Here is a 12,145-nt window from a genome sequence, read left to right as displayed (position 1 = left end):
GTTCCGGGCCGCCCCGGAGCGCAGCCGCCCGGCACGCGCTACTTCTTCGCGTATCCGACCATCCGCAGGGCCAGGTCCGCGTACAGCTCGCCCACCTCCTCCGGCGAGCGCTTGCCCTCCGCGTTGAACCAGCGGGCGACGTCGATGCACAGGGACAGCACGGCCAGCGCGGTCCCCGGGACGTCCGCGGTGGCGAACTCGCCCGCCGTCACGCCGTCCTCCACGATGGAGCGGACCGTGGCGTCGGTCTCCCGGCGCAGGGCGACGATCTCCGCGTAGTGCTCCTCGGCGAGCGCCCCCAGCTCGTACTGCACGACCCGTGCCGTGGTGTGGTGCTCGGCGTGCCAGCGGACGAAGGACCGCACGGCCTCCGAGAGCCGGTCCGCCGGGCTGCCGGCGGAGTCCCGCGCCCGGTGCAGGATGCCGAGGGCGAGCCGGTGGCCGACGATGCTGATCCGGTAGAGCAGCTCTTCCTTCGTCTTGTAGTGGATGTAGAGCGCGGCCGGGCTCATGCCGGCGCGGCCCGCGATGTCGCGGGTGGTGGTGGCGTGGTAGCCGCGCTCGGCGAAGGCCTCGACGGCGGCGGTCACCAGCCGCCGCGCGGCATCGGGCGTGACCTCGGCCCACTGCCCGCCCTGCTGCCCCTCCGCGCCCATCCCCACGCCCCGCTCTCCCGGTCCGCCCCGGGCCCTGCGCCCGCGGAACGACCACCATACCCCGGGGTGAGCGGGCGCTTAGGAAGCTGCGGCGGGACCCGCGCGCTACGGCCGCAGGGCGCGCATCAGCAGGTCGGCGAGGTGGGAGGCCACCTCCCCGGCGCTCAGCCTGCCCGCCGCCTGGTACCAGGCGCCCAGGTGGTGGACCGAGCCGAAGTGGTAGTCGACCACCAGGTCGGCGGGGACGGCCGCGGTGAACACCCCCGCGCGCTGGCCCTCCTCGACCAGGGCCCGGAAGCGCTCGTGGTAGCGGCGCCGCTCCGCCCGGACCTGCGCGAGCTTCTCGGGGCCCAGGTGGTGCATGGACCGGAAGAAGATCGTCGTGTCGTCGAGGTTCTCGATGGTCGTGACCACCACGTCCGCCGCGGCCTCGCGCAACCGCTCCGCCACGGGCGCCGGCGAGCTCGCGAACGCGTCCAGCCGCTCCTGCTGCAGCCGCAGCACCCGCCCGTAGACCTCGTGCAGCAGGTCGTCCTTCGAGCCGAAGTAGTGGTAGAGGGCGCCCTTGGTGACGCCCGCGGCCGCCACGATCTCCTGGACGGACGTGCGGTCGTAGCCCTGATCGGCGAAGAGCCGGGTCGCGGCGGCCAGCAGCCGCTCCGGAACCGAGTCGCCCGCGGGCGTGCTCACAGGCCCCCTTCCAGCTTGCGCTGGAGGTGGTTCATGCTGCGCAGCCAGCGGTCCGGATCCGTCGCGCGGGCCGCGTAGTAGTCGGCGACCTCCGGATGCGGGAGGATCAGGAAGCGGCCCGCGGCCATCCCTTCGAAGAGCGCGTCCGCCACCTGCGCGGGCTCGATCGCCGTGGGCACGAGGATCAGGTCGCCGGCCGGGCCGGTGCCGCGCAGCATGTCCGTCCGCACGCCCTGCGGGCAGATGGCGTGCACGTCGACGCCGCAGTGACGGTACGTCAGGGACAGCCACTCGGCGAAGGCCAGGGCCGCGTGCTTGGAGACGCTGTACGGGGCCGAGCCGAGCATCGTGAGCAGCCCGGCCGCGGAGACCGTCGCCACGAACCGGCCGCTGCCGCGGTCCAGCCACTCGGGCAGCAGCTCGCGCGCCGCCCGCACGTGGGCCATGACGTTGACGTCCCAGGCGGCCTCCCAGAGGTCCTCCTCCGCCTCGGGGCCGCCGGCCGGGGCGACGCCCGCATTGGCGCAGTAGACGTCGACGCGGCCCCCGAGCGCCTCGCGGGCGGCCGGCACGATGCCGGACGCGTCGCCGGGCACGGCCGTCGCGCCGATCTCCGCCGCGACCGCCTCGGCCTTGGCGGGGTCGAGGTCGTTGACCACGACCCGCGCGCCTTCGGCCGCGAACCGGCGGGCGAGCGCGGCGCCGATGCCGCCTCCCGCCCCCGTGACGACAACTCCCGCGTCCCGCACGATGCTCACGCTCGGTCTCCCTCGGCTCGGCTGCACGGCGCAGACTAACCAGTCGGTATGTACCGGGGGAAGAGGCCGGAACCGGCCCGGAGGCACGCCCTCCGGCGGTGTCTCCCCGGGAGACGGCCCGCGCGGCCAGTACTGTCCGTTCCCATGCGGCACCCTCCCGGGGGACTCCCCCCGAACCCACGGAACGTGACGCGCCGCCGGCTCCTGGGCACGGCCGCCGCGGGCGCGCTCGCGTACCCCGCCGCCCGGCCCGCGCAGGCCGCGGCCGCCCCGCGCGTCCGCACCGGCTTCGACCGGCTGGCGGACGAAGGCTACGCTCTGCTCGCCGGGCAGCGCGTCGGCGTCGTCACCAACCCCACCGGCGTCACCGCAGGCCTGCGGCACATCGTGGACGTCCTGCACGCGGACCGCCGCGTGGACCTCCGGGCGGTCTTCGGCCCCGAGCACGGCTTCCGCGGCACGGCCCAGGCCGGCGGCGCCGAAGCCACGGGCACGGACCCGGCGACCGGGCTGCCGGTCCACGACATCTACGGCAAACGGGGCCGCGAGCTCGCCGGCCTGTTCGGCCGCACCGGGACCGACACCGTCCTGTTCGACATCCAGGACGTGGGCGCGCGCTTCTACACGTACGTCTGGACGCTGTACGACTGCCTGATCGCCGCGGCGCTCGCGGGCCTGCGGGTCGTGGTCCTGGACCGGCCCAACCCGGTGACCGGCCGCGGCGCGCACGGGCCGGTCCTGGAGCGCCCCCTGGCCTCGGGCGTGGGCCGCGAGCCGGTCGCGCAGGCGCACGGCATGACCGTGGCCGAACTGGCCCGGCTCTTCAACGCGGTGCACGTGCCGGCGGTCGCCGGGCGGCCCGCGCGGCTGGAGACCGTGCCGCTGAGCGGCTGGCGGCGCGGCGACTTCTTCGACGCCACCGGGCTGCCCTGGGTGCCGCCCAGCCCCAACATGCCCACGCCCGGCACCGCCCTCGCGTACGCGGGAACCTGCCTGCTGGAGGGCACGACCCTCTCCGAGGGGCGCGGCACGACCCTCCCGTTCGAACTCGTCGGCGCCGAGGGCATCGACCACCGCTGGGCCGACGCCCTGAACGCGCTGGACCTGCCGGGCGTGCGCTTCCGCGAGGCCTACGCGGTGCCCGCCTTCTCCAAGTTCCAGGGGCGCACCATCGGCGGGGTCCAGCTGCACGTGCACGACCCGGCGGCGTACCGGCCGGTGCGGACCGGCGTCGCGCTGCTCGTGACGGCCAAACGGGTGTGGCCGGGCTTCGCGTGGCGCCCGGACCGGTGGATCGACCGGCTCGCGGGGACGGCGTCCGTGCGCACCATGACCGACGCCGGGGCGTCCGTGGACGACATCGTGGAGGCCTGGCAGCCCGGGCTGGAGGCCTTCCGCTCGGTGCGCGAGGAGCACCTGCTCTACGACTGACGTCCCCCGCGCCGCCCGGGGGTTGCCCACACCCCGCCCCGGGGGCGGACCGGATGGCGGCCGAAGCGGCGCGCGCGGAATCGTGGGACGGGCCGTCGCCGTACGGCCCGCCGACCCGAGGAAGGTCCCCCATGAACCCGCAGCGCCGCCGGCGCACCGGCCTCCCCGCCGCCCTGCTGCTCACCCTGCTCCTGTGCGTCCTCTCCTGGGCCCCGCTCCTCGTGCAGCAGGCGCGCGCCCGTCCCGCCGGTCCCGTCGCGGCGCTCGCCGCCGCGGCCCACCCCCTGCGCACCACCGATCCGGCCGGCAGCCTCGCGGACCTGCGCCCGCTCGGCGCCATGGCCGGCGACGCCGAGGTCGTCGGCGTGGGCGAGGCCACCCACAGCTCGCACGAGTTCTTCACCAACAAGCACCGCATCTTCCGCTACCTCGTGGAGGAGAAGGGGTTCACGACCTTCGCCCTGGAGGCCAACTGGAGCACGGGCCTGCGCATCAACGACTACGTGCTGCACGGCACGGGCGACGTGCGGCAGATCATGCGCGAGGAGTTCCAGGACGCGTACCGCCTGTGGAACACGCGCGAGTACCTCGCCCTCATCGAGTGGATGCGCGACTACAACACCCAGCACGCCCGCAAGGTGCAGTTCATGGGCAACGACGCGGCCTACGCGGGCCCCGGCCTCTTCGACCGCGTGACCGGCTACGTCCGCGAGCACCACCCGGACCTCCTGCCCCGCTTCACCGAGCTCTACCGCGGGCAGCGCCCCGCGCCCGGCACGAGCGTCCGGGACACCATGCAGGCGCTGCTGAAACAGCCGCTCGCCGAACGGCGCGCGAACGCCTCCCGGGCCCGGGAGGCCCACGGCCTGCTGGCCGGGCAGCACCCCCGCGGCGACCGCCGCGCCTTCGAGAGCGCCGTGCAGGACGCGCGCGCCGTCGCCCAGGCCGCCGGGATGTACGTCTACGACCTCGACGACCCGAAGGCCGTCGCCGACTGCATGCGCTACCGCGACGAGGTCATGGCCGCCAACACCGTCTGGTGGCAGCGGCACACCGGGCAGAAGGTCATGCTGTCCGCGCACAACGCCCACGTCGCCTACGTGAGCGACGACCCGGCGCAGTACCCGAAGTCACAGGGCGCGTTCCTGCGCGACCGGCTGGGCACGGCGTACGTCAACGTCCGGCTCACCTTCTCCGAGGGCTCCTTCAACACCCTCGACGACCAGGGGCGCACGAAGCCCGTCACCCTCGGTCCGGCCGCCCCCGGCAGCAACGAGCACACCCTCGACCGGGTCGCCCACCGCCCGGCCTGGCTGCTCGACATGCGCACCGCGCCCCCCGCCGCGCGGGACTGGCTGGCCGGCGCCCGGCCGACCCGCAACATCGGCACCGCCTACCCGGTGCCGGAGTACATGACCGCGCTCGGCCGCTCGTACGACCTCCTCCTGCACGTCCACCGCGTCCGCGCGGCCGAACTGCTGGCCCCCTGACGATGCTTTGAACCGCGGTGCGCGCGGTTCCCCGCCACGGAAGCGTGAACCGTGTGACGGAAGTCTGGACAGTCCCCCTCGGCAGCGGGACGATGCGCCGGCATCGGGCTGCTCGAGGGGGAGTGCCATGTCCGGCATGAGTGCGGAACCGTACTGGGAGCTCACGTTCGACGCCGACGGGGACGCCGACGCCGGCGAGCGCGACGCCCTGATACGCGGGGCCGTGAGCGCGGGCCTCACCGACCTGGTGGTGTTCGCACACGGCTGGAACAACGACAGGCCCAGGGCCACCGGCCTCTACTCCCGCTTCTACGCGCCCTTCCCGGGCCTGCTCCGCGGCGCGACCGGCGTCCGCGCCGGCTACGCGGGCGTCATCTGGCCGTCGATGCGCTTCCCCGGGGAGGAGATCCCCGACTTCCCGCAGGCGGCCGCGGCCGGGGCCCCCGCCCCGCCCGTCCTCGACGCCGCCACCCGCGAGGCGCTGATCAGGATTCTGCCCTGCGAGCGGGCCGTGATGGACCGGATCGCCGAACTGGCCGCGGAGCAGCCCGGGGACCCGGCGCGCCTGGAGGAATTCGTCACTCTCGTCCGCGGTCTCGCCCCCGCGCGGCCGCGAGGAGCCGCGGCCCCGCCCGCGGAGGACACGCAGGACGAGGGCGCCCATCTGCTCACCGGTGACCCCCGGCAGGTCTGCGAGACCTTCGCCACCGCCCTGGACCGCATGGGCGCGCTGCCGCCGGCCTTCCTCGGCGGCGGCCTGAAACGGCTGTGGGGCGGCGCCCTCGAAGTCCTGCGGCAGATGTCGTACTTCACGATGAAGGAGCGCGCGGGCACCGTCGGCGAGAAGGGCCTGGGGCCCGCGCTCGCCCTGCTGGCCGAATCCGCCACCGGCCTGCGCGTGCACCTGGCCGGGCACAGCTTCGGCGCCCGCCTCGTGTCCTACGCGCTGCGCGCCCTGCCCGACGACGGCACCTGCCTGAGCAGCCTCACCCTCCTCCAAGGGGCCTTCTCGCACTACGCCTTCTCGTCCCGCCTCCCGTTCGACACGGGCCGCGGCGGGGCGCTCGACGGACTCCAGCGGCGGATCCGCGGACCGCTGGTGGCCTGCCACTCGCGCCACGACTCGGCGCTGGGCACCCTCTACCCGCTCGCGTCCTGCGTGTCCCGCGAGGACGACGAGATCCTCGGGATCGACGGCAGCAGGTGGGGCGCGATCGGCCACGACGGCATCCAGGCCACGGACCCCTGCGCCCGGATCGCCCTGGACGAGGCCCTGGGCGGCGCACTGCCCGCAGAGGGCTGCGTGAGCGTGGACGCGTCGTCGGTCGTCGCCCGCGGCGGACCCCCGTCGGGCGCCCACAGCGACATCTGCCACGAGGAACTGGCCCGCGTCATCCTCCTGGCCGGGCGGATCCTGCCGCCCCGGTCGTGAACCGAACCGTCCGAGCGTGAACGAAGAGTGAGTGGAGAGTGAGGATCCGCCACCTTTTCGCGTCCCCACATCCCGCCGCGACTTCGGGGTAGCAGAGCGGAGTCGGGCGCACACCGCGGCCGATGGATCCGAATGGCGATGAGTTACGTCCCTTCCATGTCGATCCGAGTCCGCGCTGTCGGAGGTGGGATGCAGTGGCAGGTTTCAGAGCACTCGCACGAGAGGTGCGCAATCCACGGAACACCATCGCCTTGCGGCGGACCTCCCTGCGCAAGTGCCTCGAGCGCTTCGCCCCGTACGGGCACCGGGCGACCTGGCACCACCTGTGCGAGCTGGCCGGGATCGCCCCGGCCGACCGGGCCCCCGACCCGGCCCGGCTGGTCGTCGCGCTGACCGAACTGGAGGAGGCCCGCGCGGTCTGGCTGGCCTACGAGGCCTCCTTCGCCGACCGCCGCAAGCGGGAGAAGCACGACGGCATCCGGCAGCCCGCGGCCGTCGACGCCTGGCACCGCAACACCTGGGGCGGCTGCGACATCGTGCCCTGCGTGAGCCCCACCGTCTACCCGGCCGCCCGGCTCTCCGACGTGCTGCGCCGGGTGATCGCCGCCATGGAGGCCGAGCCCGGTGACTCCTGCCCGGTCTGCACGCAGGACCGTCTCGAATGGCGCCCCGATCTGGACCGCTGCCCCGCGCAGGGCCCCGTCTGCGCGGACTGCGGCATCGTCGTGCCCGCGCCCGTCCTGACCGCGGGGGCGCTCGCCGCGGCCCGCCGCCGGGTGCTGGAGGACCGCTACGCGGCGGTGTGAGCGGTTCCGCGACCGCAAGGAAAAGGACACCGAGGAGGCCGGGAAGGGGGTGTCCGCCGTCCGCCGGCGGTGCGAAGATCAGTGCACGGCACACCGGTGTGGAGGAAGAGGCGGGCGGCATGGCGCAGTTGCACGATCTGACCGCGTTGGAGCAGGGGGCGGCGGTGCGGGCCGGCGAAGTCTCGCCGGCCGAGCTGACTGAGCACTACCTGGAGCGCATCGAGCGGCTGGACGCCACCGTCGGGGCGTTCATCACCGTCACCCCCGAGACGGCGCGGAAGCAGGCGGACGAAGCCGGGAGCGCGGCCCTGGCCGCCCGGCGGGAGGGCCGCGCGCTGCCGCCCCTGCACGGCGTGCCCGTACCGGTCAAGGACCTCAGCCAGGTCGCCGGCGTGCGCTGCACGATGGGCTCGGCGGCGCTCGCCGACTACGTCCCGACGACGGACGACCACGTGGTGACCCGGCTGCGGGAAGCGGGCACGATCCTGCTGGGCAAGACCAACACGCCCGAATTCGGCCTGCCCCCGCACACCGAGAACGACGTGGCGCCGCCCGCCCGCACCCCCTGGGACCTCGACCGGTCCGCGGGCGGGTCCAGCGGCGGGGCGGCGGCCGCGGTCGCCGCGGGCCTCGCACCGCTCGCGCACGCCACTGACGGCGGCGGCTCCATCCGCATCCCGGCCTCCGCGTGCGGCCTGTTCGGCATCAAACCCAGCCGCGGCCGGGTGAGTACGGGCCCGCACCTGCACGACGTGACCGGCCTCCTGACGCAGGGGCCGCTGGCCCGTACGGTCGCGGACGGCGCCGCCCTCCTCGACGTGCTCGCGGGCCCGATGCCCGGCGACCCGTACGCCGCGCCCTCGCTCCCGCCCGGCGAGACGTTCACCGGCGCCGCGCGGCGCACCCCGGGCCGGCTGCGGATCGGCCGCATCACGGAGGCGCCCGTCCCGGGGGTGGAGGTGCACCCCGAGTGCCGGCGGGCCGTGGAGCAGACCGCGGACCTGCTGCGGGAACTCGGCCACGAGGTGGAGGACCTCACCCTCCCCGGCGACGAGACCCTCGGCCTGTCCTTCGGCCGCGCCTGGGAAGTGATGTCGACGCTCCTGCCCGTGCCGCCGGGCCGCGAGGAGCTCCTGCTGCCCCTCACCCGCCACCTGCGCGAGCGCGGAGCCGGCGTCACCGGGACGGAGTTCGCCGCCGCCCTCCAGCGGCTGCGGGGGATGGCCCAGCTCGTCGCCGACGTCCTCCAGCCGCACGGCACCGGCTACGACGTGCTCCTGTCGCCCACCCTCGCCGGGCTCCCGCTGCCCGTCGGCGGGCTGCGCAACGACGCGGACCCGGCAGGGGAGTTCGCGGCCGTCCCCGCCTTCACACCGTTCTGCCCGCTCTACAACGCGACCGGCCAGCCGGCCGTGAGCCTGCCGCTGCACTGGACGCCCGAGGGCCTGCCCGTCGGGGTCATGCTCGGCGGCCGCTACGGCGACGAGGCCACGCTCATCTCGCTCTCCGCCCAGCTGGAGGAGGCCCGCCCGTGGGCCGGGCGGCGGCCCGCCCTCTGGTGACGCGCGGACGGACGCGCGGGCGGACGGACCGGGCCTGCCGTAGCCCGGCCCGCGCCCGTGCGCCCGTCAGCTCTCGACCAGCAGCCGCGAGCCCGCTCCCTGCATGCCGATGAGGTCGTCGGGGTTGGACAGCGCGCAGTTCGCCAGGGACAGGCAGCCGCAGCCGATGCAGTCGTCCAAGTGGTCGCGCAGCCGGGTCAGCTGCTTGATGCGCTGCTCCAGCTCGCCGCGCCAGGTCTCCGACAGCCGGGCCCAGTCCTCCTTGTTCGGAGTGCGCTCGTCGGGCAGCTCCGCGAGCGCCTCCCGAATCGTGGCCAGCGGGATGCCGACGCGCTGCGCGGCCCGGATGAAGGCCACGCGGCGCAGGGCGTCACGGTCGTAGCGGCGCTGGTTGCCGGCCGTGCGGCGGCTGCTGATCAAGCCCTTGGTCTCGTAGAAGTGCAGCGCCGAGACGGCCGCGCCGCTGCGCGCGGACAGCTGGCCGACGGTCAGTTCCTGGATCTTGTACGAAATCTGCGGCACAGCTCAGACCTTACGTGACCGGCGGCTTCCGGCATTGAGACGACGGCCACACCCGCGGCGGGGGCACACTCTGGTACGGGCGGTGCGTACGGCGCTAGCGTGGGGATTTCCGCAGTCTTTCCGATCTTTCCGTTCCGCTTCTGCTGTTGCGAGGAGACGACCCGTGAGCGCGCATGACGGCATGTACATCGACGGCAGCTGGCGGCCCGCCGCCGGCTCCGGGACGATCGAGGTCGTGAACCCGGCCGACGAGCAGGTCATCGGCGCCGTTCCGGCCGGGGACGCCCGGGACGTCGACGCCGCCGTCCGGGCCGCCCGCGCCGCCCTGCCCGGCTGGGCGGCCACCCCGCCCGCGCAGCGCGGGGAGTACATCGCCGCCCTGCGCGACGCGCTCGCCGCCCGCCAGGACGAGATCGCCGCCACGGTCACGGCCGAGCTCGGCTCGCCCAAGGGGTTCGCGCAGCGCGTCCACACCGGGCTGCCGATCGCCGTCGCCGGTTCGTACGCCGAGCTCGCCGCGAGCCACCCCTTCGAGGAGCGGATCGACAATTCGACCGTGCTCCACGAACCGGTGGGCGTCGTCGGCGCCATCACGCCCTGGAACTACCCGCTCCACCAGATCGTGTCCAAGGTCGCCCCGGCGCTGGCCGCGGGCTGCACGATCGTCCTCAAGCCCGCCGAGGACACCCCCCTGACCGCACAGCTCTTCGCCGAGTGCGTGGACGCGGCCGGGGTCCCCGCGGGCGTCTTCAACCTCGTCACCGGCCTCGGCCCCGTGGCCGGGCAGGCGCTCGCCGAGCACCCCGGCGTCGACCTCGTCTCCTTCACCGGCTCCACGGCCGTGGGCAAGCGGATCGGCGCGATCGCCGGCGCGGCCGTCAAGCGCGTCGCCCTGGAGCTGGGCGGCAAGTCCGCCAACGTCATCCTGCCCGGCGCGGACCTCGCCAAGGCCGTCGCCGCGAACGTCGCCGACGTGTGCCGCAACACCGGCCAGTCCTGCAACGCCCTCACCCGCACGCTCGTCCACGCCGACGTGTACGAGGAGGCCGTCTCCCTCGCCGCCGCCGCGGTCGCGGAGTTCACGCCCGGCGACCCCACGCGGGACGGGGTCCGGGTGGGACCGGTCGTCAACGCCAAGCAGCAGGCGCGCGTGCGGGGCTACATCGACAAAGGCATCGAGGAGGGGGCACGCCTCGTCGCGGGCGGCGCGACGCCCCCCGAGGGCCACGACAAGGGCTACTACGTCAGCCCGACCGTCTTCGCCGACGTCACGCCCGAGATGACCATCGCCCAGGAGGAGATCTTCGGCCCCGTGATCTCCCTCATCAAGTACCACGACGAGGACGAGGCCGCCCGCATCGCCAACGGCACGGTCTACGGTCTCGCCGCCGCGGTCTGGGCCGCCGACGAGGAGAAGGCCGCGGCCTTCGCCCGGCGCCTGGAGGCCGGTCAGGTGGAGATCAACGGCGGCAGGTTCAACATCCTGGCGCCCTTCGGCGGCTACAAGGAGTCGGGCGTGGGCCGGGAGATGGGCGTGCACGGGCTGGGGGAGTACCTCCAGACGAAGTCGCTCCAGTTCTGACCCGCACGCCTGCACCGTCGTAGCTGTACGGGCGTATACCTGCATGGCCGTACGTGCTTGCGCGCCCCCGCACCGTCGAGAGGAATGGCATGGTCCGCGCCGCTGTCCTGCCCGCCGTGGGTGCCCCGCTGCGGATAACCGAGATCGATCTGCCCGGCCCCGGCCCCGGGCAGGTGCGGATCCGGCTCGCCGCCGCGGGGGTGTGCCACTCCGACCTCTCCCTGGCCAACGGGACGCTGCGCCAGCCCGTGCCCGCCGTCCTCGGGCACGAGGGCGCGGGCCGGGTCACCGCCGTCGGCGAGGGGGTGACCCATGTGGCGCCGGGCGATCTCGTCGTCCTCAACTGGGCGCCCTCCTGCGGCGGCTGCCACTTCTGCGGGATCGGCGAGCCCTGGCTGTGCGCGGGCTCCGCGGCGGCCGCGGGCGCCCCGTACGCGCGCCTCGCCGCCGACGGCAGCGCGCTCTACCCGGGCCTCGGCACCGCCGTCTTCGCCGAGGAGACCGTCGTCCGGGCGGACGCGGCCATTCCGATGCCCGCGGGGATCCCGCCCGTCGAGGCGGCCCTCCTGGGCTGCGCCGTGCTCACCGGCTACGGCGCGGTGCACCACTCCGCGCGGGTGCGCGAGGGCGAGTCGGTCGCGGTGTACGGCGTCGGCGGGGTCGGGCTCGCCACCCTGCAGTCCGCGCGGATCGCCGGCGCGGGCACGATCGTGGCCGTGGACGTCTCCCCGGAGAAGGAGGAGCTGGCCCGGGCGGCCGGCGCCACCGACTTCGTCGTCGCGGGCGCGGACACGGCCAAGGCCGTCCGCGGGCTCACCGGCGGGCGGGGCGCGGACGTGGCCGTCGAGTGCGCGGGGCGGGCGGACGCGATCCGCACGGCCTGGTCGTCGACGCGCAAGGGCGGCCGGACGACCGTCGTCGGCATCGGCGGGATGGACCAGCAGGTGACGTTCTCCGCGCTGGAGCTGTTCTACTTCGGGCGCACCCTCTCGGGCTGCGTCTACGGCAACAGCGATCCCGCCGAGGACCTGCCGGTCATCGCCGGGCACGTCCGCGAGGGCCGCTTCGACCTGTCCGCCCTGGTGACGGCGCGGATCGGCCTCGACGGCATCGCGGGCGCGTTCGAGGACATGCTCGCGGGGCGGGGCGGCCGGTCCCTCGTGGTCTTCTCCGAGCAGCCGTAGGAGGCGCGCAGGAAGCGCTGGAGGCGCAGGAG

The 12,145-nt window shown here is 74.8% G+C and carries 11 protein-coding genes; 7 read left to right on the top strand and 4 right to left on the bottom strand.

The annotated features are described in order from the left end of the window. Nucleotides 1–38 precede the first annotated feature (38 nt). The 3 genes from ACFZCD_RS27745 to ACFZCD_RS27735 form a co-directional block, all read right to left on the bottom strand. Nucleotides 39–656: a TetR/AcrR family transcriptional regulator gene (locus ACFZCD_RS27745; RefSeq protein WP_391835661.1), complete on the bottom strand. Its 618-nt coding sequence runs from the start codon at nucleotides 654–656 to the stop codon at nucleotides 39–41. Nucleotides 657–761: 105 nt separating this feature from the next. After that, a complete protein-coding gene (locus tag ACFZCD_RS27740) occupies nucleotides 762–1,346 on the bottom strand; it encodes a TetR/AcrR family transcriptional regulator (RefSeq protein WP_391835449.1) in 585 nt (194 codons plus the stop codon). Beyond that, nucleotides 1,343–2,104, bottom strand: coding sequence for an SDR family oxidoreductase (locus ACFZCD_RS27735; protein ID WP_391835447.1), 762 nt, complete (start codon nucleotides 2,102–2,104; stop codon nucleotides 1,343–1,345). Before ACFZCD_RS27735 ends, ACFZCD_RS27740 begins: the two co-directional genes overlap by 4 nt. Before the next feature lie 144 nt (nucleotides 2,105–2,248). On the opposite strand from ACFZCD_RS27735, the gene ACFZCD_RS27730 reads away from it, so the two are divergent. The 5 genes from ACFZCD_RS27730 (at nucleotide 2,249) to ACFZCD_RS27710 (ending at nucleotide 8,825) form a co-directional block, all read left to right on the top strand. Then, nucleotides 2,249–3,535: an exo-beta-N-acetylmuramidase NamZ domain-containing protein gene (locus tag ACFZCD_RS27730; RefSeq protein WP_391835445.1), complete on the top strand. Its 1,287-nt coding sequence runs from the start codon at nucleotides 2,249–2,251 to the stop codon at nucleotides 3,533–3,535. A 131-nt stretch (nucleotides 3,536–3,666) separates the two neighbouring features. Continuing rightward, on the top strand, nucleotides 3,667–5,025 hold the full coding sequence (locus ACFZCD_RS27725) for an erythromycin esterase family protein (RefSeq protein ID WP_391835443.1): 1,359 nt from the start codon (nucleotides 3,667–3,669) through the stop codon (nucleotides 5,023–5,025). Nucleotides 5,026–5,161: 136 nt separating this feature from the next. Further along, nucleotides 5,162–6,457 carry a serine-threonine protein kinase gene (locus ACFZCD_RS27720; RefSeq protein ID WP_391835441.1) on the top strand — a complete coding sequence of 432 codons (1,296 nt, stop codon included), beginning with the start codon at nucleotides 5,162–5,164 and terminating at the stop codon, nucleotides 6,455–6,457. Between the two features lie 194 nt (nucleotides 6,458–6,651). Beyond that, complete coding sequence (locus ACFZCD_RS27715; protein ID WP_391835439.1) at nucleotides 6,652–7,263, top strand: hypothetical protein; 612 nt, start codon at nucleotides 6,652–6,654, stop codon at nucleotides 7,261–7,263. 119 nt (nucleotides 7,264–7,382) lie between these two features. Next, the gene (locus ACFZCD_RS27710) at nucleotides 7,383–8,825 is read left to right on the top strand and encodes an amidase (protein WP_391835437.1); all 1,443 of its coding nucleotides are present in this window, start codon (nucleotides 7,383–7,385) and stop codon (nucleotides 8,823–8,825) included. A 66-nt stretch (nucleotides 8,826–8,891) separates the two neighbouring features. On the opposite strand, the gene soxR is transcribed toward ACFZCD_RS27710, so the two are convergent. Continuing rightward, entirely contained in the window at nucleotides 8,892–9,347 is a 456-nt protein-coding gene (gene soxR / locus ACFZCD_RS27705) for a redox-sensitive transcriptional activator SoxR (RefSeq protein WP_391835435.1), read from the bottom strand. 163 nt (nucleotides 9,348–9,510) lie between these two features. On the opposite strand from soxR, the gene ACFZCD_RS27700 reads away from it, so the two are divergent. Further along, nucleotides 9,511–10,929: an aldehyde dehydrogenase family protein gene (locus ACFZCD_RS27700; protein ID WP_391835433.1), complete on the top strand. Its 1,419-nt coding sequence runs from the start codon at nucleotides 9,511–9,513 to the stop codon at nucleotides 10,927–10,929. An 89-nt stretch (nucleotides 10,930–11,018) separates the two neighbouring features. Further along, nucleotides 11,019–12,113: a zinc-binding dehydrogenase gene (locus ACFZCD_RS27695; RefSeq protein ID WP_391835431.1), complete on the top strand. Its 1,095-nt coding sequence runs from the start codon at nucleotides 11,019–11,021 to the stop codon at nucleotides 12,111–12,113. Nucleotides 12,114–12,145: the final 32 nt, after the last annotated feature.

Source organism: Streptomyces sp. NPDC008001 (assembly GCF_042958085.1).
Lineage (GTDB): Bacteria > Actinomycetota > Actinomycetes > Streptomycetales > Streptomycetaceae > Streptomyces.
The sequence above is the reverse complement of the archived record's forward strand: the minus strand, read 5'-3'. Positions and strand labels throughout refer to the sequence as shown.